General features: G+C 66.1%; 25 protein-coding genes. 23 read left to right on the forward strand and 2 right to left on the reverse strand.

The window, feature by feature from the left end:
- Positions 1 to 4 precede the first annotated feature (4 nt).
- From HPY67_13265 to HPY67_13315, 11 genes are all read left to right on the forward strand, one after another.
- On the forward strand, positions 5 to 1,306 hold the full coding sequence (locus tag HPY67_13265) for a PAS domain-containing protein (protein NPV05693.1): 1,302 nt from the start codon (positions 5 to 7) through the stop codon (positions 1,304 to 1,306).
- The gene (locus tag HPY67_13270) at positions 1,303 to 2,718 is read left to right on the forward strand and encodes a sigma-54-dependent Fis family transcriptional regulator (protein NPV05694.1); all 1,416 of its coding nucleotides are present in this window, start codon (positions 1,303 to 1,305) and stop codon (positions 2,716 to 2,718) included. Before HPY67_13265 ends, HPY67_13270 begins: the two co-directional genes overlap by 4 nt.
- A 115-nt stretch (positions 2,719 to 2,833) precedes the next feature.
- The gene (gene flgB, locus HPY67_13275) at positions 2,834 to 3,205 is read left to right on the forward strand and encodes a flagellar basal body rod protein FlgB (GenBank protein ID NPV05695.1); all 372 of its coding nucleotides are present in this window, start codon (positions 2,834 to 2,836) and stop codon (positions 3,203 to 3,205) included.
- On the forward strand, positions 3,205 to 3,630 hold the full coding sequence (gene flgC, locus HPY67_13280; GenBank protein ID NPV05696.1) for a flagellar basal body rod protein FlgC: 426 nt from the start codon (positions 3,205 to 3,207) through the stop codon (positions 3,628 to 3,630). The genes flgB and flgC overlap by 1 nt, the downstream gene beginning before the upstream one ends.
- A gap of 57 nt (positions 3,631 to 3,687) precedes the next feature.
- Positions 3,688 to 3,993, forward strand: coding sequence for a flagellar hook-basal body complex protein FliE (gene fliE, locus HPY67_13285; GenBank protein ID NPV05697.1), 306 nt, complete (start codon positions 3,688 to 3,690; stop codon positions 3,991 to 3,993).
- Positions 3,994 to 4,106: 113 nt separating this feature from the next.
- Positions 4,107 to 5,687 carry a flagellar M-ring protein FliF gene (gene fliF / locus HPY67_13290; protein NPV05698.1) on the forward strand — a complete coding sequence of 527 codons (1,581 nt, stop codon included), beginning with the start codon at positions 4,107 to 4,109 and terminating at the stop codon, positions 5,685 to 5,687.
- 91 nt (positions 5,688 to 5,778) lie between these two features.
- On the forward strand, positions 5,779 to 6,777 hold the full coding sequence (gene fliG, locus HPY67_13295; GenBank protein ID NPV05699.1) for a flagellar motor switch protein FliG: 999 nt from the start codon (positions 5,779 to 5,781) through the stop codon (positions 6,775 to 6,777).
- Positions 6,764 to 7,447: a hypothetical protein gene (locus HPY67_13300; protein NPV05700.1), complete on the forward strand. Its 684-nt coding sequence runs from the start codon at positions 6,764 to 6,766 to the stop codon at positions 7,445 to 7,447. The genes fliG and HPY67_13300 overlap by 14 nt, the downstream gene beginning before the upstream one ends.
- A 78-nt stretch (positions 7,448 to 7,525) precedes the next feature.
- Positions 7,526 to 8,842 (forward strand): flagellar protein export ATPase FliI, encoded by a 1,317-nt coding sequence (fliI, locus tag HPY67_13305; GenBank protein NPV05701.1) that lies wholly within the window; start codon positions 7,526 to 7,528, stop codon positions 8,840 to 8,842.
- Between the two features lie 211 nt (positions 8,843 to 9,053).
- Entirely contained in the window at positions 9,054 to 9,518 is a 465-nt protein-coding gene (gene fliJ, locus HPY67_13310; protein ID NPV05702.1) for a flagellar export protein FliJ, read from the forward strand.
- Complete coding sequence (locus tag HPY67_13315; protein ID NPV05703.1) at positions 9,493 to 10,098, forward strand: hypothetical protein; 606 nt, start codon at positions 9,493 to 9,495, stop codon at positions 10,096 to 10,098. The genes fliJ and HPY67_13315 overlap by 26 nt, the downstream gene beginning before the upstream one ends.
- Positions 10,099 to 10,246: 148 nt before the next feature.
- Here the strand turns inward: HPY67_13315 and HPY67_13320 are convergent, their stop codons facing one another.
- Positions 10,247 to 11,434: a tetratricopeptide repeat protein gene (locus HPY67_13320; GenBank protein ID NPV05704.1), complete on the reverse strand. Its 1,188-nt coding sequence runs from the start codon at positions 11,432 to 11,434 to the stop codon at positions 10,247 to 10,249.
- A gap of 346 nt (positions 11,435 to 11,780) precedes the next feature.
- Between HPY67_13320 and HPY67_13325 the strand changes: the two genes are divergently transcribed.
- The 10 genes from HPY67_13325 to fliR all read left to right on the forward strand — a co-directional run bounded on the left by HPY67_13325 (position 11,781) and on the right by fliR (position 20,173).
- A complete protein-coding gene (locus tag HPY67_13325) occupies positions 11,781 to 13,163 on the forward strand; it encodes a hypothetical protein (protein ID NPV05705.1) in 1,383 nt (460 codons plus the stop codon).
- A 29-nt stretch (positions 13,164 to 13,192) separates the two neighbouring features.
- Positions 13,193 to 13,852 carry a flagellar hook assembly protein FlgD gene (locus HPY67_13330; protein NPV05706.1) on the forward strand — a complete coding sequence of 220 codons (660 nt, stop codon included), beginning with the start codon at positions 13,193 to 13,195 and terminating at the stop codon, positions 13,850 to 13,852.
- Positions 13,853 to 13,891: 39 nt separating this feature from the next.
- Positions 13,892 to 15,415, forward strand: coding sequence for a flagellar hook protein FlgE (locus HPY67_13335; protein ID NPV05707.1), 1,524 nt, complete (start codon positions 13,892 to 13,894; stop codon positions 15,413 to 15,415).
- A gap of 367 nt (positions 15,416 to 15,782) precedes the next feature.
- Entirely contained in the window at positions 15,783 to 16,283 is a 501-nt protein-coding gene (locus tag HPY67_13340; GenBank protein ID NPV05708.1) for a flagellar basal body protein FliL, read from the forward strand.
- Positions 16,284 to 16,394: 111 nt separating this feature from the next.
- Positions 16,395 to 17,396 (forward strand): flagellar motor switch protein FliM, encoded by a 1,002-nt coding sequence (fliM, locus tag HPY67_13345; GenBank protein NPV05709.1) that lies wholly within the window; start codon positions 16,395 to 16,397, stop codon positions 17,394 to 17,396.
- Entirely contained in the window at positions 17,383 to 17,838 is a 456-nt protein-coding gene (gene fliN / locus HPY67_13350; GenBank protein ID NPV05710.1) for a flagellar motor switch protein FliN, read from the forward strand. The genes fliM and fliN overlap by 14 nt, the downstream gene beginning before the upstream one ends.
- A 16-nt stretch (positions 17,839 to 17,854) precedes the next feature.
- On the forward strand, positions 17,855 to 18,256 hold the full coding sequence (locus tag HPY67_13355; protein NPV05711.1) for a flagellar biosynthetic protein FliO: 402 nt from the start codon (positions 17,855 to 17,857) through the stop codon (positions 18,254 to 18,256).
- Positions 18,257 to 18,293: 37 nt separating this feature from the next.
- A complete protein-coding gene (gene fliP / locus HPY67_13360) occupies positions 18,294 to 19,067 on the forward strand; it encodes a flagellar type III secretion system pore protein FliP (GenBank protein ID NPV05712.1) in 774 nt (257 codons plus the stop codon).
- A gap of 25 nt (positions 19,068 to 19,092) precedes the next feature.
- A complete protein-coding gene (gene fliQ / locus HPY67_13365) occupies positions 19,093 to 19,362 on the forward strand; it encodes a flagellar biosynthesis protein FliQ (protein ID NPV05713.1) in 270 nt (89 codons plus the stop codon).
- A 37-nt stretch (positions 19,363 to 19,399) separates the two neighbouring features.
- Complete coding sequence (fliR, locus tag HPY67_13370) at positions 19,400 to 20,173, forward strand: flagellar type III secretion system protein FliR (protein NPV05714.1); 774 nt, start codon at positions 19,400 to 19,402, stop codon at positions 20,171 to 20,173.
- 68 nt (positions 20,174 to 20,241) lie between these two features.
- Here the strand turns inward: fliR and HPY67_13375 are convergent, their stop codons facing one another.
- Positions 20,242 to 20,514: a hypothetical protein gene (locus HPY67_13375; protein NPV05715.1), complete on the reverse strand. Its 273-nt coding sequence runs from the start codon at positions 20,512 to 20,514 to the stop codon at positions 20,242 to 20,244.
- On the opposite strand from HPY67_13375, the gene flhB reads away from it, so the two are divergent.
- Positions 20,513 to 21,583: a flagellar biosynthesis protein FlhB gene (gene flhB, locus HPY67_13380; GenBank protein ID NPV05716.1), complete on the forward strand. Its 1,071-nt coding sequence runs from the start codon at positions 20,513 to 20,515 to the stop codon at positions 21,581 to 21,583. The two genes, HPY67_13375 and flhB, sit on opposite strands and share 2 nt — an antisense overlap.
- 88 nt (positions 21,584 to 21,671) lie before the next feature.
- Complete coding sequence (flhA, locus tag HPY67_13385) at positions 21,672 to 23,741, forward strand: flagellar biosynthesis protein FlhA (protein NPV05717.1); 2,070 nt, start codon at positions 21,672 to 21,674, stop codon at positions 23,739 to 23,741.
- Positions 23,742 to 23,743 lie beyond the last annotated feature (2 nt).

Consider the following 23,743-nt stretch of genomic DNA (forward strand, 5'->3'; position numbering starts at 1 on the left):
GCCCATGCTGAACCGCAATGCGCACAGGCCGGACGGGACGGCGGAAGGCCCCGGCGGCGGGATCGACGTCCTGCAGAGGTCCTTCGAGAGCTTCAACGTGGCCACCCTGAAACTCCAGGAGGCCTTCCGGAGCCTCGAGACGAAGTTCGAAAGCCTCAACCGGGAGCTGGAGCAGAAGAACCGGCGCCTCGAAAGCCTGCTTGCCGAGAAGGAGGAGGTCCGCAGCGAGCTCGAGACCATCCTCGAGAGCCTGACCACGGGGGTCATCGTGACGGACCTGCAGGGCCGCATCACGAGGATGAACGGCTGTGCCGTCCGCCTTACCGGGACGGAACCCGGGGCCGCGGGGCCGCGGGTCGCCGAACTCCTTCTCGGGTCGCCGGAGACGGGCGGGACCGGGGCGCCCCCGGCCCGGGGCATTCCGGGCAAGCGCAAAATCCGCCTCGGGGAGAACATCCTCGAGGTTCTCACGGCCCCCGTTTCCGCCGGGGACGGCAGCAGGCTGGGGACGGTGCACATCCTGCTCGACGTGACCCGGGTCGAGAGGCTCGAGGAGATGGCCAAGCGCACGGAGAAGTTCGCCGCCATGGGGGAGATGGCGGCCAACATCGCCCACGAGGTCCGCAACCCCCTCGGGAGCATTGCCCTGTCGGCCTCGCTGCTCCTGAAGGGCCTTGCCGACGAGAAGAGCCGGGACCGGGCTTCCCGCATCCTCCATTCCGTGCGCAGCGTGGACAACAAGATCGCCAACCTGCTGCTCTTCACCCGCAAGCCGGAGCCGCAGTTTCGCAACCTGCGCCTGCACGACGTCCTGCGGGACATCCTCCGTTTCTCCGGCGAGATCCTCGAGAAGGAGGGCATCCGGCTCAACGTGCGCCTGGCCGACGGCGAGCCCGTCGTCCGCGCCGACGGGGAACTGTTGCAGCAGGTGCTCCTCAACATGATTCTCAACGCCGTCCAGGCCATGCGCGGGGGCGGCGAGCTTTCCTTCGAGACCCGGCTGCACCGCGACCCGGCGCTCACGCCGGGCATGGAGCGGACGATCGAGCTGCGCATCGCCGACACGGGTCCGGGGATCCCCGAGGCGGACCGGAAGCGGATTTTCGACCCCTTCTTCAGCACGCGCGAGGGGGGCAGCGGCCTCGGGCTTGCCATCGTGCACAACATCATCGACCTGCACCGCGGCTCCGTGGATGTGGAGCGCGGGGAGCGGGGCGGGAGCGTGTTCACCATCCTCCTGCCGCTCGCGGAAACGAATGCAGAAGGCGGGGCGGCAATAGGGCAAGAAGATAGGAATCGGAGATGACGGAAGCGGACACGAAGTGCAGGCCCATCCTCGTCGTCGACGACGACCCCTACATGCGGACGTCGCTCACGGACTGCCTCGTGAGCTGCGGCTGGCCTGTGGAGACGGCGGCCGACGGGGCCGACGCCCTGGCGAAGTTCCGCAAGGGGGCCTACGAGATGGTCATCACGGACGTCCGCATGCCCAAGATGGGCGGGCTGGAGCTGCTGAAGAACGTGAAGGGCCTGTCCCCCGACACTCCCGTCATCGTCATCACCGCCTACGGGACCGTGAACACGGCCGTGGAGGCCATGAAGCAGGGCGCGGCGGACTTCGTCATGAAGCCCTTTTCGCTCGACGATCTCGAAGTGGTGGTTCGGAATGTCCTCGAGCGGGGCCTGCAGCCGGACGTCGCCCGCGCAGATGTGCAGGAGACGGGAGGCGCGGCCCGCCCGGCGCAGCGGCCCATCGTGACGGAGGACGCCCGGATGGCCGAGCTCCTGGAGTTTCTCAAGAACATCGCGAAGAGCCGCTCGAGCGTCCTCATCCAGGGCGAGAGCGGGACGGGCAAGGAGCTGCTGGCCCGGTTCATCCACTACCACAGCCCCCGGCGGCACCAGCCCTTCGTTGCCGTCAACTGCGCGGCCATCCCCCACACGCTCCTGGAGAGCGAGATGTTCGGCTACGAGAAGGGCGCCTTCACGGGCGCCGCCCAGCGCCGGATCGGCAAGTTCGAGCTGGCCGACCGCGGGACGCTTCTGCTCGACGAGGTGAGCGAGATGGACATGCCGCTGCAGGCGAAGCTCCTGCGTGTGATCCAGGAGTGCGAGATCGACCGGCTCGGCGGCAAGGACCCCATCCCCGTGGACGCGCGGATCATCGCGACGACCAACGCGGACCTCAAGGCGTGCATCCGGGAGAAGAAGTTCAGGGAAGACCTCTACTACCGGCTCAACGTGATCCCCGTCCGCGTCCCGCCGCTGCGGGAGCGCAAGGGCGACATCGCGGCCCTGGCGGGGCACTTCCTTGCGAAGTACGCAGCCGAGAACGGCAGGAAAAAGCCGGTCCTCACCCCCGAGACCCTGGCGGCGCTTGCCGCCTACCCCTGGCCGGGCAACGTGCGGGAGCTGGAAAACGTCATCGAGCGCGCCGTGCTCGTGTGCCCGGGCGATGCGCTCGAGCCGCATCACCTCGACCTCGACGGAGGCGGGATCGAGTCGGGGGCCGCAGGTCCCGAGCCGCCGTCCCCGGCGGGCGGGGCGACGACCCTGCGCGACATGGAGAAGCATCTCATCTTCAGCACCCTGAAGAGGGTCCGGGGCAACAAGACGAAGGCCTCCGAGATCCTCGGGATCAGCGTGCGGACGATGCGGAACAAGCTCAACGAGTACAAGCTCGAACAGGGCTCGCCGGACGCCGGGGCCGATGCCTGACGGCTTCCCGCCCGCTGTCCCAAAATGGCCTATCTGCCTGTTTCTCCGAACACTTTTCTTTGGCACATGCCTTGCAAAGTTTTCCCACGGATTCTCTGAACGGGGAAAAATCTGCATGGACATCCTCTTCGGCAAAACGATCAACATGCTCTCGGACATCGTGGGGGCCCGGTCGCAGCGGCACCAGGTCCTGGCCTCGAACGTGTCCAACATCGACACGCCGGGCTACGAGCCCAAGGATGTGGACTTCGAGAACCTGATCGCCTCGATGCAGCAGAAGGGCGTCCGCCTGGCCCGCACGCACGGGAAACATTTGCCTGCCCAGACGGCGGGGGGTAGCCTCTCCGTGGTCCGGACGGGGGAACAGGTGAGCCTGGACCGCGAGATGGTCGCGATTGCCGAGAACCACCTCATGCACAACGCCGCCGTCGAGATGCTGGCGCGCAAGTTCAGGAAACTCCAGATCGTCCTGAGGGAGGGCAAGTAATGGATTTCATCACGTCCTTTGACATCTGCGCGTCGGGGCTGACGGCCCAGCGCAAGAAGATGGACGTCATCGTGAGCAACCTCGCCAACGCGAGCACGATCCAGACCCCCGAGGGGGGCCCCTACAAGAGAAAAGTCGCCGTGCTGGCCGCGGAGCCCGTGCGGGGCAAGTTCGGCGCGGCCCTCCAGGATGCGCTCTCCCAGGTGAAGGTGACGGAGATCGTCGAGGACGGGGAGGGGCTCAAGAAGGTCCACGACCCCGCCCACCCCAACGCCGACGAGCAGGGGTTCGTCACCTACCCGAACGTGAACGTGGTCACGGAGATGGCCGACATGATCACGGCCAACCGGGCCTACGAGGCCTGCGTGACCGCGCTGGACGCCTCGAAGAACATGGTCCTCAAGGCCCTCGACATCGGCAAGTAACGAATCCGGGAAGGTCCGGGGCGCAAACCGGCCCCGGACGGTGAAGGAGCACGACCCATGAACAAGATCACGACGCGTCACGACGTCCAGGCGCCCCTGGCGCAGGCCCCGCGGCCTGCCGGGAGCGCAGCGGGCGGGCCGCAGGGCTCGTTCGGGGAGATGCTGAAGCAGGCGGTCAGCGAGATCAACCGGCTGCAGAACAGCGCCGACAAGGCGATCACGAACGTCCAGCTCGGCCAGTCGGGCAGCATCCACGAGGCCATGATCGCCCTCGAGAAGGCCGATCTGTCCTTCCGGGCCATGATGCAGGTCCGGAACAAGATCCTGGAAGCCTACCAGGAAGTGATGCGGATGCAGGTGTAACGTTCAGGGTTCCGCCCTCTGTCATCTGCGGCTCCTGCTCGACCTCGACCTGGATTGCGCGCTCCGATGACGGGTACCGAAATTCTTCTGACGGATAGAGGGATCAACCGCCCATGGCTCAGCTCGTCTCGCAGATGTGGAAGGGGTTCCAGTCCCTTCCGGTCCCCCGGAAACTCACCATCCTCGCGGCGGCGGCCGCCACGCTCGTCAGCATCGCGCTGGCCGTCGTCTTCATCAACCAGCCGGACTACAAGGTCCTCTTCACGAACCTCTCCGCCGAGGACGCCGGCCAGATCACGTCGAGGCTCCAGGAGAAGAAGATTCCCTACCAGCTCTCACCCGGCGGCGACACGATCTCGGTGCCCGCAGAGCAGGTGTCGCAGCTCCGGCTGGAGCTGGCCGCCTCGGGCCTGCCGAAGGGCGGCGGCGTCGGCTTCGAGATCTTCGACACGAAGAACCTGGGCGTCACCGAGTTCGTCCAGCAGCTCAACCTCCAGCGCGCCCTCCAGGGTGAGCTGACCCGCACGATCAACAGCCTCGACGAGATCCAGCAGAGCCGGGTGCACCTGGCCATCCCGAAGAAGTCCCTCTTCGCCGAGGACCAGAAGAAGCCCACGGCGTCTGTCATCGTGAAGCTCAAGAGCGGGCGCAGCCTGAGCGAGCAGCAGATCCAGGGCATCGCCCACCTCGTCTCGAGCTCCATCGAGGGGATGAGCCCCCGGGACGTCATGATCGTGGACTCGAGCGGAAAGGTTCTCTCGAAGGTGACCGAGGGGGGCGGGGTGGCCCAGCTGTCCAACTCCCAGATCGAGTACAAGAAGAACGTCGAGAAGGACCTCACGAGCCGCATCACCTCCATGCTGGAGAAGGTCGTCGGCGAGGGGAAGGCCGTCGTCCGCATCTCCGCCGACCTGGACTTCCGGGTCATGGAGAAGACGGAGGAGAAGTACGACTCCGAGGAGCCCGCCATCCGCAGCGTGCAGCGCTCGCAGGAGAAGTCGGGCAGCACGTCCGGCTCGATGGGCGAGAGCTCCGTCGCGCTGACGGCCCGGCAGGCGGCGGCGCCCGCTGCGCGGCCGGCCGGGACGAACCGCGAGAAGTCCGACGAGACGATCAACTACGAGATCAGCCGCACGGTCCACAAGACCGTCATGCCCGTGGGGGACGTCAAGAAGCTCTCCATCGCCGTGCTCGTCGACGGCACGTACGCGAAGAACGACAAGGGGGTCGAGGAGTACCAGCCGCGCCCCGAGAAGGAACTGGCGGCGCTGGAGGACCTCGTGAAGAAGTCCGCCGGGTTCGATGCGAAGCGGGGCGACCAGGTCGTCGTGTCCAACGTCCCGTTCAAGAAGGTGGACCTGTCCTCCGATATGCCCGAGAAGTCCTGGCTCGACAGGCTGGCGCCCTTCCTGCCGCTGGTCCGCTACCTCGTGATCCTGGCCGTGGTGGTCCTGGCGGCGCTCTTCGTCGTCAAGCCCCTCGTGCGCATGCTCGCCGAGCGGGGCCGGCAGGTGGAGGTGTCGGTCCGTGAAGTGCCGGCCGCCGCGGGCGAAATCAAGGGGGGAGACGGCGTGACGCTCTCGCTGGGCGCCCCGCAGGCGTCCCGCGAACTGACGGAGGCCGACATCGTGCGGCACATGGCCTCGGCGGACGCCAAGCGCTTCGCCGAGCTGCTGCGGAATTGGATAAAGTGACAGGCTTCAGGCACCAGGCACCAGGCGTCAGGCCTGTTCGGAATTCTTCCCTCGAGCCTCATGCCCAATGCCTGATGCCCAGGGTTTTTCTATGACCAACGAAGAAAAGGCAGCCATCCTTCTGCTCTCCCTCGACGAGGAGCTCGCGGCGGCGGTGATGAAGAACCTCCGGGCCTCCGAGGTCCGCCGCATCAGCAAGTACATGAGCCGGATCACGAGCATCTCGGCGAGCGACGTGCAGAACGTCGCCAGGGAATTCTGCGACCTCGCGAAGGAAAAAGGCGGGATCGTCTCGGTCAAGGAGGACGTGGCGAAGAACATCGTCCTCAAGGCCCTGGGCCCCGAGCAGGCCGGGAGCATCCTCACCGCCCTGGAGGACGAGAAGGGCAAGATCAGCGAAAACCCCATCTTCGAGAAGCTGCGGGACATCGACCCCAAGCTGCTCAAGGAGTTCACGAAGATGGAGCACCCGCAGACGACGGCGCTCATCCTTGCGCACCTGCGCCCCGAGCAGGCCGCGGAGATCATGGAATCCCTCTCCCCGGAGATGCAGATCGAGATCGTCCGGCGGATGGCGAATCTCAAGAGCGTGCCCACGGACCTGATCGAGGACGTGGCCGAGACGCTCGAGAGCGAGCTGATCTCCGGGGCCGCCAACGAGAAGGAGATCGGCGGCGTGCGGCTCATGGCGGAGATCCTCAACCGGATGAACCGCACGAGCGAAAGCGCGATCATTTCCTCGCTCGACGGCACGGACCCGGAGCTGGCCGCGGAGATCCGCGGGCTGATGTTCACCTTCGACGACATCCTGAAGCTCGACGACCGCAGCATGCAGGAGCTGCTGCGCGAGGTCTCGAGCGAGGACCTCGCCCGGGCCCTCAAGGTCGTCGTCGCGGAGGGCCGCGAGAAGGTCTTCAGGAACATGTCCAAGCGCGGCGCCGAGATGCTGAAGGAAGACATCGAGATGATGCCGCCCGTGCGTCTCTCCGAGGTGGAGAAGAGCCAGCGGGCCATCCTGGACATCTGCAAGCGGCTCGAGGCCGAGGGCCGCATCCAGCTGCTGCGCGAGGAGGGCGATGCGTTCGTCTAACCGGGTCATCAAGTCCCAGAACGTCAAGATCGTCGACGCCCCCCGGACGGAAAAGCCCCGCTTCGTGCCGGCCGACTTCGGCTGCGAGAACCTCTCCCAGGGCCCGGTGCCGCGGCGCTCGCGGATCGAGGAAATCCTCGTCGAGTCGGAGAGGAAGATCGAGGCCGCCGTGAAGCATGCCTACGAGAGGGGGCATGCCGAGGGGTTCCGCAAGGGATGCGAAACGCGGGAAAAGGAACTGGCCGCCACGGCCGAGGCGCTCAAGAAGCTGCTGCTCGAGGTCGAGAACATCCGCCGCAGCATCCTGGAGCGCGGGGAGGCGAAGGTGCTCAAGCTCGTCATCGCCGTGGCCCGGAAGGTCATCCGGCGGGAGGTGGCGATGGACCGCGACGTGATCCTCGGCGTCCTGCGCGAGGCCGTCAAGAACGTCCTCGACCGCGACCGCATCAAGATCCGGCTCAACCCGCGGGACCACGAGCGGGTCTCGAAGCTGACCCCGGGCCTCATTGCGGGCTTCGAGGGGATCCGGTCGATCACCCTGGAGGCGGACCCGGGCATCAGCGCCGGCGGCGCCGTGATCGAGACGGCCTTCGGCGAAATCGACGCCACCCTGGAGCAGCAGCTCGAGGAGATCCTGAAGGCGTTTTTGCAAAACGGGCAAAAGGCATAAGGCAAAGGGCGAAAGGCGACGCGGAAAAAATTCTTTTCAAGCCCTTACGCCATCGGTCCCTGCGCCTGAGGTATTTTGATGACCCTGGACTTCAACCGCTACAACCGCATTCTCGACCAGATCAACCCGATCAAGGTCAACGGGACGGTGAGCGAGATCATCGGCCTCATGGTCGAGGGGCACGGACCCGCGAGCTCCGTGGGCGAGATGTGCAACATCTTCGCCAACGGCGGCGCCTGCGAGACGCTCCGCGCCGAGGTGGTCGGCTTCCGGAAGGGAAAGGTCCTCCTCATGCCGCTGGACCACCTGCAGGGCGTGGGCCCGGGCTGCAAGATCGTCTCGCTGGGGCGCAAGGCGTCCATCGCCGTGGGCAAGAAGCTCCTGGGGCGGATCATCGACGGCCTGGGCAACCCGATCGACGGCCGCGGCCCCATCGAGCCGGAGGACGACTATCCGCTCTATGCCGAGCCGATCAACCCCCTGAAGCGGGGGCGGATCGTGGAGCCCATGGACCTCGGCATCCGCGCCCTCAACGGCCTGCTGTCCTGCGGCAAGGGCCAGAAGATGGGCATCTTCTCCGGCTCCGGCGTGGGGAAGAGCATTCTCATGGGGATGATCGCCCGCTACACGAAGGCCGACGTCAACGTGATCGGCCTGATCGGCGAGCGGGGGCGCGAGGTCCGCGAATTCGTCGAGAAGAACCTGGGGCCGGAAGGCCTGAGCCGCTCCGTGGTCATCGTGGCCACCTCGGACCGCCATCCGCTGATCCGCATGCGCGCGGCCTACGTGGCCACGTCCGTGGCCGAGTACTTCCGGGACCAGGGCGCCGACGTGCTGCTCATGGTGGACTCGCTCACCCGCTTCGCCATGGCCCAGCGGGAGGTCGGCCTCTCCGTGGGCGAGCCGCCGGCCACGAAGGGCTACACGCCATCCGTCTTCAGCCTCCTGCCCAAGCTCCTGGAGCGGACGGGTCCCGTTGAGGGCCGGGGGAGCATCACGGGGCTCTACACCGTGCTCGTCGAGGGCGACGACTTCAACGAGCCGATTGCCGACGCGGCCCGCTCCATCCTGGACGGTCACATCGCCCTGTCGCGCGCCATCGCCGCGAAGAACCACTACCCGGCCGTGGACGTGCTCGAGAGCGTGAGCCGCGTGATGATCGACATCGTGGACGGCGAGCAGCGCAGGCGGGCCAACGAGCTGCTCAACATCATCGCCACCTACCGGAAGGCCGAGGACCTCATCAACATCGGCGCCTACGTCGCGGGCAGCAGCCCCGAGATCGACCACGCCATCCGGATGATCGACCGGGTCAACGCCTACCTCCGGCAGGACATGAGCGAGAAGGTGAGTTTCGAGGAGAGCCGCAGGCAGCTGCTTGCGCTGTTCGAGTGAGAGGTGAACAAACCTCTGCGGTGGTGCGGCTCGTAATGTCCGGGAAGATACGAAGTTGGGAAGTTGAGAAGTTTGGAATGCGCTACGGCACGACATGTCCTTTTCGCTTCTCCAAGCTTCAGAGCTTCAAAACTTCTCAGCTTCGCAGGCTGCGGCCTTTCATCGAGACATCTCTCCGACATACAGGAGGGATGAACGACAGGAGTACAGGGTGTTCCGGTTCCGGTTCGAACAGGTCCTGAATGTGCGGAAGCTCGCGGAGGAGCAGATCTTGCAGGAGTTCTCCGAGCAGGTCCGGGACCTCGAGCGCCAGAAGGAGCGGCTCCGGTCGATCCGCGGCGAGAAGGCCTCCGTGCTGGCCGGACTGATGCGCCGCCGGGAAGGGACGCTCAACGCGGGCGAGATCGGCCTGGCCTTCGGGTACCTCCGGACCCTCCGTCAGCGGGAGGTGGCCCAGGCGGTGCTGGTCGCCGACCGCGAGAAAGCCCTCGAGATCAAGCGGGATGAGCTCACGGAGGCCATGAAGCGGCGAAAGATCATGGAGATCCTCAAGCAGAAGAAGTTCGATCAGTACTGGAAAGAGTGGACCCGCAAGGAGTCCGTGGAATTGAACGAGCAGGGAATCATCCGCTTTCTGAAGAGGTCCGGCGATGAGAAGGCTGATCATCATCTGTGAGATCCTCGTCGTGGCGCTGATCGTCGTCAAGCTCGCCGCCGCCGGGGGCGTCCTGCAGACGTTCATGCCCCATGCCGCGGCGGTCCTCGACCCCGATCACGCGATCGCCAACGTGGCGCAGAAGGCGCCGGAGAAGGGGGCCCCGCCGCAGCCCGCGGAGGACGCCCTGGCGAGGGAGCGCAAGCTCGCCGCGGCGCTGGCCGAGCGCGAGAAGCAGCTCGACGGCCGCGAAAGCGCGATCCGGGAGGAGGAGAAGAGGCTGCAGGCCCTGAAGGGGGAGATCGTCGCCAAGATCGACGCGCTCAAGGGCCTCGAGGACAGGCTCTCGGGCATGCTCGACGCCGTGAAGGCGGCCGAGGACAAGCGGCTCCGCGACCTCGCCACCGTCTTCGAGGCCACGCCGCCGGCCCAGGCGGGCCCCATGCTCGAGAAGATGGACAGGAAGCTTGCCGCCGGGATCATCATGAACATGAAGAGCAAGAAGGCGGGCGCAATCTGGGGACACCTCAGCGCCCAGCGGGCCGCCGAGATCGCCAAGGAGATCACGGGCACCCCGAACCGGCCGGAGCCGGCGCAGTAGGCTGCTTCGCAGCAGGCAAAAGGCTCAGATCAAGAGGCGACAGGGCCCCGGAGAGGACGCATAAAGCGGGCACATTGCATGGGGACGGTCAGTCCATCGGACGATCGATCCCTTTTTTTATGCCCCCGTCGACCCGGACCCGGGAAGCCTAGAAGACGCCCGAGAAGCCGGTCCACTGGTCCTTCCGGGGGTCCATCCTCTGCTCGAAGCGGTCGGTCCCCCGGAAGCAAAACTCGATGTGCCCGGGGTCGATGGTGCCGTCGGCCGCGGCGTTCTGGCGGACGGTGAAGAAGACCGTGGCGGTGAGGTTCCGGGAATCGTAGCTGACAAAGTCCGGCAGCATCGCGACGGAGATCTCCGTCGACGGGACCGGCAGGCCGAAATTGTAGAGTCCTGCCCCACCTCCCTGGGACCTGCGGATGGTCCAGTTCGTCGTCGTCTCCACGGATTCCCGGTCCATCTCCTTGTCGAACTGGAACTTCACCCAGAAGGTCTTCGAGGCGCCGGCGGCGGAAAGCTCGGCATCGAGACTCGAGACCGCCGTTCCCGCGGGCAGGCTGTAGGGGAACGAGCTGTTGGCGTAGGCCAGCACGAATTTCGGCGGGTCGGCCTTGTAGATGTAACGGCTCAGGATGTCCGCCAGCGCAGGGGCCTTCGACTCGAGGAGCCTGACGGTGTCCTGGGCGAGGTCGATCTCCCCCCGGTCGGCGTACACGTATCCCAGCTCGGCGTAGGCGTCCCAGAAGTCCCTCTTCTTGTCGATGGCCGCCTTGAACTCGCGGACCGCCGCCTCCGTGTCGCCCTGCCGGGCATAGGTCTGGCCGAGGCCCAGGTGCGCGGCGGGGTCGTCGGGCAGCATGAGCCGCACCCGCATGAACTCCTGCTCGGCATCGCCCAGGCGGCCCGCCTGCAGGTAGGCCTCGCCGAGGGCGAAGCGGTTGGATGCGCTGGGGCTGAGCTCGACGGCCTTCTCGTATTCCGTGACGGCCTCGTCGTACCGCTCCTCCTGGAACAGCAGGCGGGCCAGCAGGGCGTGTGCCCCGTCCGAGGAACGGTTCTTCCCGACGAAGTCCTTGACGGAGTCGACGGCACGCTGCGCATCCCCCATCGCGCGGTAGGCCTTCGACATGAGCTCCGCCACGCCGAGGGCGTTCTGCGCCTGCGGCGCGAGGGACAGCGACATCCGGAATTCCCCGACGGCGGCCCCGTACTGCTTGTTCTTGTAGCGCTCGATGCCCCGCTCCAGGGCGCGGCCCGCGTAGTACTCCAGCTGCCCGGGGTTGACCTGCATGGAGGCAAAGAGCCGCTCCGCACCCGTTGTGTCGATGGCCGTCATGGCGCTCCGAATCCTCTTTGAGCCTTTCTTCTCAACGGGTTCATCGGCACGGACAGGGCGTTTCTTTAGGCGCTGCACCCTCGTAAAATTTACCCGGCCCCTCGGGGAAAGGCAGGCAAATATTGCCCGGCCCGCAGGGCGTCGTGCCCCCTTCCGCGCGGGCGAAATCACCGGAAGCACGGCACGGAAGGAGAGCGCGATCGGAAGTGAACGGTCGTGATTCCGATGTGTTATACGCGTCCTGTCCCTCCTGTCGCCCTTTGGCCCTGCGCCCTGTGCCCCGTGCCCCGGCGGCGTGGCACACGGGTTGCTCCCCTGCACGGGCAAAACAACTCGAGGAATGCCCATGGATTCTTCCGCTGTTCAGCTTCCGATTGACCCCGTCGCCCAGGCAGACGCCCCCCGCGGCGCGGACCCGGCACCCGGCAGGAAGCGGGACGACCGGGCCGACGCCAGGGATGCCGCAGCGGCCGGCCTCACCGTGTCCTTTGCCGACATTCTCCGGTCCAAGAGGCTGGATCTCGAGGCCGTCAAGGCGCAGGGCGAGAAGAAAGGAACGTCCCCGAAGGGAAAACCGGCAGGGGGAACGGAGGGGGCTGAAGCGCTCGCCGGGGCCGGCGGGCGGCTCGCCGCCGCGGGCAGACGGATCGGGCAGGCCGCCGTCGAGGTGCAGGCGAAGGAGACCCTGGAGCATGCGAGGGAGCTTGCCGGGCAGGCCATGAAGGCGGCGCCCCCGAAGGCGGCGGTCCGGGAAGGCGCGGATGCACAGCAGGCCGCCGCTGCGTCGAAAAAAGGCTCCCTCACCCCGGCCGAGGAGGCCCTGCTGAAGGAAATGGTCCGGAACAACGGCGGCCTCGCCGCGCAGAGGAAGGCCGCACGGCAGACGGGATACGTCAACGGCGAGCCCCTGAACCGGCGCGAGGGGATCAACGCCGTGAAATCGATGACCGCCAGGGAAGGGGAGGTCCTCAGGATCCTCACGGGCGGCGAGGGGGCCCCGGCACAGTCGAAGGCGAAGACCGCAAAGGCGCCAAGGCCCCAGCCGGCCGCCGTGGTTCCCGAGGCGCCCCCGCCGGAGGGCAAGCCGAGCCAGGCCGTTCCGTCCGCCGAGAGGGTGAAGAGCGAATTCGGCGGCCTCGCCGGGGGCGAGCCGGACAAGACGGCGGACACCGGCTCCCTGAAGAAGCAGGCCGTCCCGAGGATCAGCGGCCTCGAGGGCCGCGATGCGCCGGCCGGCCAGGCCGAACGGTCCGCCCCCGCCCAGGGCAAGGCGGCGGGGAACCTGTCCGCCGCAAGGCCGCAGACCGTGGTGAGCCAGGTCCTCGAGGGCGCGGCCCAGATCCTCCGCGACGGCTCGGGGCGCATGGTCCTGAACCTGCAGCCGCCGCGGCTCGGCACCCTCGACCTCGACGTCGTCGTCCAGGACAACCGCGTCAAGCTGGTCATGCTGGCCGACAACCAGGAGGTCAAGCAGCTGCTCCAAGCCGGCATGGACGACCTGCGGAGCGCGCTGCAGGACAAGGGCTTCGAGATCGAGCGCCTGGAGGTGCTCGTCCAGAACCGTCCCGACGAGGACGGTGAGGGCTTCTGGAGGGAGGCGGGATTTGCCCGCGGGGATTCCCGGAGGGGAAACGAACGAAAGCACGGGCAGGATGCACGAGCGCCTGAGCCGGGAATCCCGGCGGGGCCGCCCCGCATCGGGGACGGCGGACTGAGCGTCTTCGCCTGAAAGGATACGGAATCGGAAGGAGTCGAACCATGAGCGTGACCAACACCGTGCAGGCGGCCTCGAACAGCACGAACACGGCCGCGACGACAGGCGGCAAGAACATCATCGGCAAGGACGAGTTCCTGCGGATGCTCATCGCCCAGCTGAAGAACCAGGACCCGCTCAACCCGCTGGACGGCACGGCCTTCACGGCGCAGCTGGCCCAGTTCTCGAGCCTCGAGCAGCTCCAGAACATCAACACCCAGCTCACCGCCTTCACCAGGCAGCAGCAGTCGCTGGGCAGCGCGCAGGCCGTGAGCCTCATCGGCAAGGAGGTCCTGGCCCGGGGCAACACGGTCCAGGCCGCGGGCGGCCCCGTGACGCTGAGCTACCGGCTCGCCGGCGATGCCGCGGAGGGCCTCGTCCGCATCTACAATGCCGAGGGCGAGTTCGTCGACGCCGTGGCCTTCCGGAACCAGAAGCAGGGCCTCAACACACTGACCTGGAGCCCGCCGAGCGCGCTTGCGGGCACCTGCACCTTCGAGGTGAGCGCCGCCGACCGCGCGGGCAGGGCCGTCGGCGCCGAGACCGTGATCCAGGGCGAGGTGACGGGGGTGAACTTCCGCGACGGCGCCACCACGCTGAGCGTGGGCGGCCGCGAGATCGCCTACGGCGACGTCATTTCCGTGAAGAAGACCAGCACGAATTAACACCGGGCGTCTGACCGGGGAAACGAGGAGGACAGCGAGATGGGAAGCGCACTGTGGATCGCCATTTCGGGGCTCAACGCCAGCTCCAAGCAGATGGACGTGATCGGGAACAACATCGCCAACGCCAACACGATGGGATTCAAGGCCGGCAAGGCCTACTTCGCCAACGTGCTGAGCCAGAGCCTCTCCGGCGGCGCCTCCGGCATCATGCAGATCGGCCAGGGCGTCACCGTGGCCGACGTGGCCACCCAGTTCAGCCAGGGCTCCCTCGAGTCCACCTCGAGCGCTCTGGACCTGGCCATCGACGGCGGCGGCTTCTTCATCGTCCGGGACGACGAGGGCTCCCAGTTCTACACACGGGCAGGGGCCTTCCACATCGACGGCGAGGGCTACCTCGTCGACGTCAACGACTACCGCGTGCAGGGATACCCGCCGGGGACACCCACGCTGGGGGACATCAACACCCGAAACGCCCAGTCGGCCCCCGTCCCGTCCACGACCTTCTCCATCGGGCTGAACCTCGACGCGAGGACCGCCACGGGCGGCACGTACAACTCCTCCCAGACCGTCTTCGACTCCCTCGGGGCGGCCCACACGCTGGCCGTGACCTACATGAAGAACGAGGGCGACGGCCAGTGGGGGATGTACGTCACCCTGGACGGCAACGCGCCCGACTCGCAGAACTACTCGGGGCTGTCCTTCGACGGCCTGGGCAACCTCGAAAAGGTCTACAGCTCGACCATGGGCACCCTGACGCCCTCGGGCAGCGGGACGGCCACGGCGCAGCTGGTTGCCGGCCATAACGGGCAGATCTACAAGACGGGCAGCCTCGTGCTGCAGCGAGACAGCGTCAACGCCTGGTCCGTCCACTCCTCCTCGGATTATGCAAACGCCTCCATCACGGGCTACGGCACGACCAACGTGGATGACACGCTGCTCATCGACCTCGACGGCGCAGGCGGGGCGGACATCACCGTGACCCTCGGGGGCGCCTGGGCCAACGGCGACCTGCTCACGATCCCCTTCACGTACACCGAGGCGGACCCCGCCGACATCAACGTCGCCTTCAGCGGGCTGGCCAACGGTGCCGTCATCGGCAACGGGGGAACCCTGACGTGGGACCTCACGTCGGCCCGGGCCGAGACGATGACCGGTTACGCCTCCAGCTCGACGGTGAAGGCCCTGACCAACGACGGCTATCCCTCCGGCGTGCTGCGGAGCCTTGCCATCGAGAAGGACGGCACGATCACGGGCTTCTTCACCAACGGCCAGACGGCCTCGCTGGGGCAGATCGCTCTGGGCGACTTCCCCAACCCCTGGGGCCTCAAGAAGATGGGCTCGAACCTCTTCAGCGCCACCCTCGTCTCGGGCCAGGCGATCATCAACACGCCGGGCGCCGGCGGGCTGGGCGAGGTCAAGTCCAACGCCTTGGAGATGGCCAACACGGACCTCGGCACGGAGTTCATCACGATGATCACGGCCCAGAGGGCCTACCAGGCCAACGCGAAGGTCATCACGACGACGGACGCCATGATGGCCGAGCTGATGAACATCAAGCGGTAACCCGGCAATCCGGGTTGCCCCTGAAGTGCGGTAAGCCGCCGAAGGGGGCAGCCCGGATGCCCGTTTCTCACCGTCAATTTGTTGACCCGCCGGGGCCGCCCCGTGCCGTCCCCGGGACCTTCCCTTGCGCCTGTCCGGCCGCCGCCGCCGGGCCGGCCCGTACCCCTCCGCGGGCAGCCCCGGCCGCCGGAATCGCTTGAAAAATCCCCGCTTTCGATTGGTATGGAATTTGCTCTCATTCTCTGTGCGCCCGCAGCGCCGCTGCGGCCCGGCCCGGGACCCAGCCCGCAGGGCTCGAGCCCTCGGGACGGTATGCCCTGACGGTTCGGGCCGACAGCGTAAATCCGAAGGAGTGAACCGGGGAGCCATGGCCAAGGAAGCGGAAAAGAACAAGACGGAAGAGCAGGCCGCCGAGGGCGGCAAGGAAAAGAAGAAGGGCTCCAAGCTCAAGTGGATCCTCATCGGCGTGGTCCTCCTGCTGGTGCTCGGAGGAGGCGGCGCCGGGGCCTATCTGTTCCTGAACAAGTCGGCGGGCAAGGAGCCCCAGGCCCCCCCGAAGCCCCCCATCGGCGCCGTCTGGGCACCCGACGTGTTCATCATCAACCTCGCCGACGCCGATGCGGACCGCTATCTCAAGATCACCATGAACTTCGAACTGTCGGACGCGCTCGCCGCGACCGAGCTGGAACAGATGAAGCCGAAGGTGCGCGACATGGTCCTCGGCGTGCTGACCGTGAAGACGTTCAAGGACCTGAACAACTTCGAGGGCAAGCAGCGCCTCAAGGAAGAGATCGCCATGCGCCTCAACAGCCACCTCACGAGGGGCAAGGTGGTGCAGGTCTACTTCACGGATTTTGTGGTGCAATAAGAGGCGAAGGGCAAAAGGCGGAAATCCCCCTGACACCCCCTCATGGAAAACGGGGAAAGAGGGGGATTTGGACGAAATAGAAACGGGAAGAGAAATAGGCGGCGTTTCGCGATGTCCAACATCCTGTCCCAGGAAGAAGTCGACGTCCTCTTGAAAGGGCTCTCCGGCGGGGAGATCGACACGGACCGGGTCGAGCAGCACGAGCCGGGCGATGTCCTTCCCTACGACCTGACCAGCCAGGACCGGATTATCCGGGGCCGGATGCCCACCTTCGAGATGACGACGGAGAAGTTCGCCCGCATCTTCCGGCTCAGCCTCTCGTCGCTGTTGCGGCGGGTCGTCGGGGTGAGCGCCCTGTCGGTGGAGATGATGAAGTTCGGCGAGTTCCTCAAGACGCTCCCGGTGCCGACGAGCCTGCACATCTTCCGGATGGACCCGCTTCGGGGCAGCGCGATCTTCGTCGTCGAGTCGAAGGTGATCTTTTCCCTCGTGGACATCCTCTTCGGCGGCTCGGGACAGTCGAGCTTCAAGATCGAGGGCCGCGAGTTCACCGCCATCGAGAACCGCCTGATCAAGCGGGTCGTGCTCAGCGCGTTGGCCGATTTCGAGAAGGCCTGGAAGGCGATCCTCGAGGTGAAGATCACGCACCAGCGCTCGGAGATCAACCCCCAGTTCGCGCACATCGTCCCGCTGACGGACGTGGTCGTCGTGGTGCACTTCGAGATCGAGATGGAGTTCTCCTCGGGCATCGTGTCCATCTGCATCCCCTATTCGATGCTGGAGCCCGTGCGCGAGAAGCTGCAGGCCGGCTTCCAGAGCGACGCCCTGGAGGTGGACCGGGAGTGGGCCAACCGGTTCAAGGAGGGGCTCGTCGCGTCGAAGGTGGAGCTCATCGTGGAGCTCGGGCGCACGGAAGTCAGCGCCAAGGAGGTGGTCGGCCTCAAGAAGGGCGACGTCATCATGCTCGACCGCTACCGCGTTGACCCGCTCGACGTCTACGTGGAGGGGGTCCAGAAGCTGCGCGCCTACCCGGGCGTCTACAAGGGAAACACGGCGATTCAGATCGCGGGAATGGTGGAAGGAAAAGAGGCTCGGTACTATGGAACAGAATGAAGTGGACAGCTTGATGCAGGAGATCAACAAGGAGACCGGCGGCGCCCCGCCCAGGCAGGATGGGGAGATCGGTTGGGACGACGTCAGGGACGAGCTGGAGAAATCCCGGCAGGGCGCCCCGACGGCGGAAGTCAGCGATCCCGACTTCAGCGAGCTGCAGAAGCCTGCGGCCGGCAAGGGGGGCTTCGATCTCGACTTCATCCTCGACATCCCGCTGAGCCTCACCGTGGAGCTGGGCCGCTGCCGCATGCTGATCAGCGAGCTGCTGCAGCTCGGGCAGGGGTCCGTGGTGGAGCTGCAGAAGATCGCCGGCGAGCCCATGGACGTCTATGTCAACCAGCGCCTCATCGCGCGCGGGGAGGTCGTCGTCATCAACGAGAAGTTCGGCGTCCGCCTGACGGACATCGTCTCCCCCGCGGAGCGCATCCTCAAGCTGCGCTGAAGGGAGGCGGGCGGGCATGAGCACATTCGAGTTCCTGGCGTCGCTCGTGAAGATGATCTCGGCCCTGGCCGTCGTGCTCGGGGTCATGCTGGCCGGGCTCTGGGCGGTCCGGAAGCTGATGCAGAGGACGGGTGCGAAGGTCGACGACGGCCGGATGATCCGGGTCCTCTCCACCCGCCACCTGGGCCCGAAGTCGAGCATCCTGCTGCTCGACGTGCTGGGAAGCGTGATCGTCGTTGGTGTCTCCGGCGACCGGATGACCCTGCTGACCACCATCACCGACGAGGATGCCCTCGAGCGTCTCCGGTCGGCGCGCCCCGGGGAGGCCGAACCGCAGCCGTTTCTGGACCCGGTGGCCCTGTACCGGCGCAAGCTCAAGACCCTGAGCCTCCTGGGCGGGCAGGGTGAAACGAAATGAGGCGACGCACCCGAACAACGACCCGGCGGACACGGCCATGAAAAAGCCCCTGTGGACATCGCTCGCCCTGGCGGCCCTGCTTGCCGCTGCGGCCACCCTCTCCGCGGCGGAGGCCGCGTGGGCGCAGAACATGCCCGTGCCGTCCGTCAGCCTCAGCATCGGCGACGGCTCCGGCGAGCCGGGCAAGGTGGCCGTGGTGATGCAGCTGCTGCTGCTGCTCACCGTCCTGTCGCTCGCCCCGGCGATCCTCATGATGGTGACCTCCTTCACGCGGATCGTCGTCGTGCTCTCGATCCTGCGGCACGCCCTGGGCACCCAGCAGCTGCCGGCAAACCAGATTGTCATCGGGCTCGCACTCTTCCTGACGTTCTTTATCATGACGCCCGTCTGGCAGAAGGTCAACAGCGACGCCATCCAGCCCTACATGAACGAGGAGATCTCGACCCAGCAGGCCTTCGAGAAGGCGGCGGTGCCGATCCGGGACTTCATGCTCAAACAGACCCGGGAGAAGGACATGGAGCTCTTCATCAAGATCTCGGGCGGCAAAAAGCCCGAGAAGCCCGCCGACGTGGCGCTTACGGCGCTCATCCCGGCATTCGTGATCAGCGAGCTGAAAACCGCCTTCCAGATCGGCTTTCTCATCTACATCCCCTTCCTCGTCATCGACATGGTCGTGGCCAGTATCCTGCTGTCGATGGGGATGATGATGCTGCCGCCGATCATGATCAGCCTGCCCTTCAAGCTCCTGCTGTTCGTGCTCGTCGACGGGTGGTACCTCATCATCGGCTCGCTCGTCCAGAGCTTCCACTGAGCGCCCGCGGGGGGGAGGCAGAGGCATGACAACGGATCTGATCATGGGCATCGCGGCCGAGACGATGAAGGTGACCCTCCTGGTGTCGGCGCCGATCCTGCTCGTCGGCCTCGTCGTGGGCATCGTGATCAGCGTCTTCCAGGCAGTGACGCAGGTGCACGAGATGACGCTGACCTTCGTGCCGAAGATCATCGCCGTCATGCTGGCCCTCCTCGTCGCCGCGCCGTGGATGCTGGACATGCTCGTGAACTTCACACACAACCTGTTCTCGAACATACCGAACTATATCAAATAGGCACCAGGCAACAGGCGCGGGCATCAGGTGACAGAGCGTGAACTTCCCCGTTTTCTCCGCCGCCCAGGTCGAGCTGTTCTTCCTCGTCCTCATCCGGGTCAGCACGATCCTGGCCATGATCCCGATCCTCGGGGACCGGACCACGCCCCTGCGGGTCAAGGGGGGGCTGTCGATTCTCGTTACCGCTCTGGTCCTGCCCTTCGTGGAGCCCCCGGCGGCGGCCGCGGACGATCTCTTCAGCCTCGGCATGCGCATGGGCGGGGAGGTGTTCATCGGGGTCATCCTGGGATTCGCCGGCCGGCTCGTGTTTGCGGGGATCCAGCTGGCAGGCCAGCTCGTGGGCTTCCAGATGGGCTTTGCCATCGTCAACGTCATCGACCCCGCGACGAGCGGCCAGGTGTCCATCATCGCCGAGTTTCAGTACATGCTGGCCGGGCTCTTCTTTTTGGCCGTCGACGGCCACCACACGATGATCCAGGCCATCTCGGAAAGCTACCGGGTCCTGCCGGTCCTCGGGTTCCACGTCACGGGCGACCTGGTGCAGAACCTCGTCGCGCTGTCGCGGAACCTCTTCATCATCGCCGTCAAGGTCTCGGCCCCCATCGTCGTGGCCCTCCTGTGCGCGAATGTCGGCCTGGGCCTCGTCGCGCGCACCGTTCCACAGATCAACATCTTCATCGTGGGCTTCCCGCTCCAGATCGCCATCGGCCTCATCGGGATCGGGGTCACGCTGCCCCTGTTTCTCCACATCGCGGCCGGCCTCTTCTCGAACCTCCCCGCCGAAATGGGCCTCTTGCTCAGGGCAATGTAGGCGCCGGGGGTGCAGGCATCAGGCAACGGGCGTCAGGCGCAAGACTGGACGGCGGGGAAAGGCGTCCATCATCTCTCCTTGCGGCCCGGCCATTGCCCGAAATCCGGAGCGATAATCCCGGAATCAGAACGCGTTTCCGGCACGAAGTCTGCAACCCTTTCCATCGCCGCCGCAGCCTGATACCCCGGGTTTGGCGCCGGTTTGTTGACGGCGCCGTCAGCAGCCCGGAATCTCGTTGCAAGGGTTGCAAAACCGCCGTCTTGCGCGCTGACGGCTAGAGCGAACAACGCAAAACGTAAAACGTAAAACCCAAAACCTAACACGGCATACGGCAGTTTCATGGCCGACATCGACAAGGACCAGGAACGAAACGAACAGGCGTCGCCCAAGCGACGCGAGGAAGCCCGGAGCAAGGGCCAGGTCGCCCAGAGCCGCGAGGCGGTATCGGCGGCGATCCTGCTGTCCTGCACGATCCTGTTCTATTTCGGCTCCGGGGCCATGGTCGAGCGCCTGATGGACCTGACGCGCTGGACGCTGCGCGAATGCGGCACGACGGCCGTCACCCTCACGAACATCCACTCGCTTCTCTGGGGATGGTCCTGGAAGCTCCTGCTCATCCTGGGCCCGCTGCTGCTCACCGTGCTTGCGGCCGGGGTGCTGGCCAACTACCTGCAGATCGGGTTCATCTTCTCCACGGAGGCGCTCGCCCCGAAGTTCGACAAGATCAACCCCGTCAAGGGCTTCCAGCGCCTCTTCTCGCTGCGTTCCGTGGTTGAGCTGGCCAAGAGCCTCGTGAAGATGGGCGTCGTCGCCTATGTCGTCTGGTTCACCCTGAGAGAGGAACTGCCGAACGTGGTGCCGCTCATGGAGGAGTCCGTCTGGGGGATCCTCCTGTACACGGGGCGGGTCTCCTTCAAGATCCTGATCACGACCTGCTGGATCCTCGTCGTGCTGGCCATCGTGGACTACATCTACCAGCGCTGGGAGTACGAGAAGGGGCTCCGGATGTCCAAGCAGGAGGTCAAGGACGAATACAAGCAGACCGAGGGCAACCCTGCTGTCAAGGCGAGGATCCGGCGCATCCAGCGCGAGGCGGCGCGCAGGCGGATGATGGCCGCCGTGCCCAAGGCCGACGTGGTCATCACCAACCCGACGCACCTGGCCGTGGCCGTCCGCTACGACCCCGAGAAGATGCACGCGCCCACCGTCGTGGCCAAGGGGGCGGGCCACATCGCCGAGAAGATCCGGGAGATCGCCGCGGCCCACGGCGTGCCCGTCGTCGAGAACAAACCCGTGGCACAACTATTGTATAAAACGGTCGATGTGGACCGTGCGATCCCGGAGGACCTGTACCGCGCGGTCGCCGAGATCCTGGCTTACGTGTACGGCCTCAAGGAGCGGGCTGTCTAGGGCTCTGGTTACGTCTGCGAGTGTTTTGCCGACGACCCGCAAGGATATTCCTGCGGGGCGCATCCCTGCACGGATGGCGGAATAAGCGATGGCAGAAGCGGTTGAAAAAGCGGGGGCCGTCCCCCACTGGGCGAAAAACCCGGCGACGCTGATGGGCGTCGGCGTGATCGCCATCCTCATGGTCATGGTGATCCCCCTGCCGCCGATCATCATCGACCTGCTGCTGTCGCTCAGCATCACGACGGCGATCGTGATTCTGCTGATGTCGATGTTCGTCCTCAAGCCCCTCGACTTCTCCGTCTTCCCCTCCGTGCTGCTGACGGTGACCCTGTTCCGCCTGTCGCTCAACGTGGCCTCGTCGCGGCTCATCCTGCTGCACGGCAACGAGGGCACCGGGGCCGCCGGGCAGGTCATCAAGGCCTTCGGGACCTTCGTCGTGGGGGGCAACTACGTGGTGGGCCTCATCGTCTTCACCGTGCTCACCCTGATCAACTTCGTCGTGATCACCAAGGGCGCCACCCGCATCGCGGAGGTGGCGGCCCGGTTCACCCTGGACGCCATGCCGGGCAAGCAGATGAGCATCGACGCCGATCTCAACGCCGGGCTCATCTCGGAGGCCGAGGCGAGGCGCCGGCGCAGCGAGATCGAGCGGGAGGCCGACTTCTACGGCGCCATGGACGGCGCCAGCAAGTTCGTGCGCGGCGACGCCATCGCCGGGGTCGTGATCATCTTCATCAACATCGTGGGGGGTCTCATCGTCGGCGTGCTGCAGCAGGGCATGGACATCACCGATGCGGCCCGCAACTACACGCTGCTCACGATCGGCGACGGGCTCGTGACGCAGGTGCCGGCCCTGATCATCTCCACGGCCGCCGGCATGCTCGTGACGCGCTCCACCTCGTCGTCCAATCTCGGGCAGGAGATCTCGGACCAGCTCTTCCTGCAGCCCAAGGCGATCGGCACGGCCGCCGCGATCCTCCTCGTGTTTGCCCTGATCCCCGGCATGCCGAAGCTCTCCTTCCTCCTCGTGGCGGCGGGTGCGGGGTTTCTGGCCTGGCACCTGATCCGCAGCGCCCCGCCGGCAACGGAGGCCGCCGAGGAGCAGGCGCCGCCGCCCACGCCGATCGAGACCGTGGACCTGCTGCTGCCGCTCGACCTGCTGGAGATCGAGGTGGGCTACGGGCTCATCGGGTTTGTCGACGCGGCACAGGGCGGGGAGCTCCTGCAGCGCATCAAGTCGCTGCGGCGGCAGCTGGCCGCGGAGATGGGGTTCGTCATCCCGGCCATCCACATCCGGGACAACCTCCAGCTCAAGCCCAACCAGTACACCGTCATCCTCAAGGGCGTCGAGATCGCCCGCGGCGAGCTGATGCCCGGCCACTGGCTGGCGCTCACGTCGGACAAGACACCCCGCGTCAAGGGGATCGAGACGAAGGAGCCCGCCTTCGGGCTTCCCGCCGTCTGGATCACGGAGCGGGAGAAGGAGAGCGTCCAGGCGCGCGGCGTGGTCGTCGTGGACCCCGCCACGGTGGTGACGACGCACCTGACCGAGATCATCAAGGCCCACGCAGACGAGCTGCTCGGCCGGCAGGAGGTCCAGGCGCTGCTCGACAACCTCGCGAAGACCTATCCGAAGGTGGTCGAGGAGCTCGTCCCGAAGGTGGTCTCCGTGGGGACGATCCACCGCGTGCTGCAGCGGCTGCTGCGCGAGAGGATCTCCATCCGGGACCTGCTGACGGTGCTCGAGACGCTGGCCGACTACGCGCCGATGACGAAGAACATCGACATCCTCACCGGCTACGTGCGCCAGGCTCTGGCCCGGACCATCACCCGGCAGTACCGCGACAGCGAGGGGGGCATCACCGTGGTCATGCTCTCGCCGGAGATCGAGGACAAGATCAGCCAGTCCGTCCAGCACACGGAATTCGAGTCGTTCCTCGCCGTGGACCCGAACTGGGTGCAGAAAGTCGTCCGCGGCGTGCAGAAGTTCATCGGGACCTTTGCCTCGAGGGGGCTGCAGCCCATCGTGCTGTGTTCGCCGGGGGCCCGGATCCACTTCCGGAAGGTCCTGGAAAAATTCATCCCGAACATCATCGTGCTCTCGCACAACGAGATCACGCACGACGTGAACATCAAATCCCTCGGGATCGTGGAGTAGGG

This window comes from Syntrophaceae bacterium, from assembly GCA_013177795.1.
Taxonomy (GTDB): Bacteria; Desulfobacterota; Syntrophia; order Syntrophales; family UBA2192; genus UBA2192.

Excerpts from the sequence above, each read along its gene's own strand:
- HPY67_13265 (NPV05693.1), top strand. The coding sequence starts at position 5 with ATGCTGAACCGCAATGCGCACAGGCCGGACGGGACGGCGGAAGGCCCC.
- HPY67_13270 (NPV05694.1), top strand. The coding sequence starts at position 1,303 with ATGACGGAAGCGGACACGAAGTGCAGGCCCATCCTCGTCGTCGACGAC.
- flgB (NPV05695.1), top strand. The coding sequence starts at position 2,834 with ATGGACATCCTCTTCGGCAAAACGATCAACATGCTCTCGGACATCGTG.
- flgC (NPV05696.1), top strand. The coding sequence starts at position 3,205 with ATGGATTTCATCACGTCCTTTGACATCTGCGCGTCGGGGCTGACGGCC.
- fliE (NPV05697.1), top strand. The coding sequence starts at position 3,688 with ATGAACAAGATCACGACGCGTCACGACGTCCAGGCGCCCCTGGCGCAG.
- fliF (NPV05698.1), top strand. The coding sequence starts at position 4,107 with ATGGCTCAGCTCGTCTCGCAGATGTGGAAGGGGTTCCAGTCCCTTCCG.
- fliG (NPV05699.1), top strand. The coding sequence starts at position 5,779 with ATGACCAACGAAGAAAAGGCAGCCATCCTTCTGCTCTCCCTCGACGAG.
- HPY67_13300 (NPV05700.1), top strand. The coding sequence starts at position 6,764 with ATGCGTTCGTCTAACCGGGTCATCAAGTCCCAGAACGTCAAGATCGTC.
- fliI (NPV05701.1), top strand. The coding sequence starts at position 7,526 with ATGACCCTGGACTTCAACCGCTACAACCGCATTCTCGACCAGATCAAC.
- HPY67_13315 (NPV05703.1), top strand. The coding sequence starts at position 9,493 with ATGAGAAGGCTGATCATCATCTGTGAGATCCTCGTCGTGGCGCTGATC.
- HPY67_13320 (NPV05704.1), bottom strand. The coding sequence starts at position 11,434 with ATGACGGCCATCGACACAACGGGTGCGGAGCGGCTCTTTGCCTCCATG.
- HPY67_13325 (NPV05705.1), top strand. The coding sequence starts at position 11,781 with ATGGATTCTTCCGCTGTTCAGCTTCCGATTGACCCCGTCGCCCAGGCA.
- HPY67_13330 (NPV05706.1), top strand. The coding sequence starts at position 13,193 with ATGAGCGTGACCAACACCGTGCAGGCGGCCTCGAACAGCACGAACACG.
- HPY67_13335 (NPV05707.1), top strand. The coding sequence starts at position 13,892 with ATGGGAAGCGCACTGTGGATCGCCATTTCGGGGCTCAACGCCAGCTCC.
- HPY67_13340 (NPV05708.1), top strand. The coding sequence starts at position 15,783 with ATGGCCAAGGAAGCGGAAAAGAACAAGACGGAAGAGCAGGCCGCCGAG.
- fliM (NPV05709.1), top strand. The coding sequence starts at position 16,395 with ATGTCCAACATCCTGTCCCAGGAAGAAGTCGACGTCCTCTTGAAAGGG.
- fliN (NPV05710.1), top strand. The coding sequence starts at position 17,383 with ATGGAACAGAATGAAGTGGACAGCTTGATGCAGGAGATCAACAAGGAG.
- HPY67_13355 (NPV05711.1), top strand. The coding sequence starts at position 17,855 with ATGAGCACATTCGAGTTCCTGGCGTCGCTCGTGAAGATGATCTCGGCC.
- fliP (NPV05712.1), top strand. The coding sequence starts at position 18,294 with ATGAAAAAGCCCCTGTGGACATCGCTCGCCCTGGCGGCCCTGCTTGCC.
- fliQ (NPV05713.1), top strand. The coding sequence starts at position 19,093 with ATGACAACGGATCTGATCATGGGCATCGCGGCCGAGACGATGAAGGTG.
- flhB (NPV05716.1), top strand. The coding sequence starts at position 20,513 with ATGGCCGACATCGACAAGGACCAGGAACGAAACGAACAGGCGTCGCCC.
- HPY67_13375 (NPV05715.1), bottom strand. The coding sequence starts at position 20,514 with ATGAAACTGCCGTATGCCGTGTTAGGTTTTGGGTTTTACGTTTTACGT.
- flhA (NPV05717.1), top strand. The coding sequence starts at position 21,672 with ATGGCAGAAGCGGTTGAAAAAGCGGGGGCCGTCCCCCACTGGGCGAAA.